The sequence below is a fragment of the Dickeya chrysanthemi NCPPB 402 genome (assembly GCF_000406105.1).
In the GTDB taxonomy this organism is placed as follows: Bacteria; Pseudomonadota; Gammaproteobacteria; order Enterobacterales; family Enterobacteriaceae; genus Dickeya; species Dickeya chrysanthemi.
In genome coordinates this window covers 1-850 of record NZ_AOOA01000072.1, presented here as the reverse complement: position 1 = coordinate 850, position 850 = coordinate 1, and the positions used below count along the sequence as shown (strand labels likewise).

The 850-nt window shown below is 35.1% G+C and carries 1 protein-coding gene; it reads left to right on the top strand.

Annotated elements, in window-relative coordinates; all coding sequences use genetic code 11:
* On the top strand, window positions 1-850 hold an 850-nt coding region (locus tag DCH402_RS20865), incomplete at both ends, for a DNA cytosine methyltransferase (RefSeq protein ID WP_071604643.1).

Genomic DNA, 850 nt, shown 5'->3' with positions numbered 1-850 from the left:
CAGGAGCCGGTGGATTAGACTTAGGGTTTGAAGCAGCAGGCTTTCAACATTCTATGCTGATTGAAAAAATACCTTTATTTTGTGATACATTGCGTCTTAATCGCCCTAATTGGTCTGTGTTTAATGCTGATGTTTCTGAAACAGAAGAAATGGTTGAACTAATCAGAAATAATATTGGGTCTTTAAGTTTTGATGGTGTATTTATTGGAGGTCCTCCCTGTCAGCCTTTCTCCATAGCCTCAAACCAGAGATTCTCAAAAACTGATAAAAATTTTAAACGTGTCGGCTTTGAGCATAAGCAAAATGGTAATCTATTATTTAATTACGTTGAATTGATTAAGATTTTTCGTCCTAAAGTATTTCTTATTGAAAATGTCTCTGGATTGATGGATATAGATAATGGTAAACAGTTAGCTAGTGTATATTGTGATTTACAGCAGCAAGGCTACTCACTCTATAAACCTCAAATAATTAATTCTGAATATTTTCATGTACCTCAACAGAGAATTAGGCTATTTATAATTGGTTATTTAGGAGATAAAAAATTTAGTCCGCTACAACCAACCAATACCCCATTGGCATGTGGTAATACATTTGAAATTCCAATTATTAACCAACATAACCATATTACAAGAGAACATTCGGCTGAATCGATTTTACGCTATATGGAATTAGCTTATGGGCAACGTGATAAAAAGGGACGTGTAGATAGGTTAGATCCAAGCAAACCATCTAAAACTATTATTGCTGGTGGCACTAAAGGTGGAGGAAGGTCTCACTTACATCCATATATCCCAAGAACGTTATCTGTTCGTGAAAGTGCACGATTACAAACGTTTCCTGATGATTA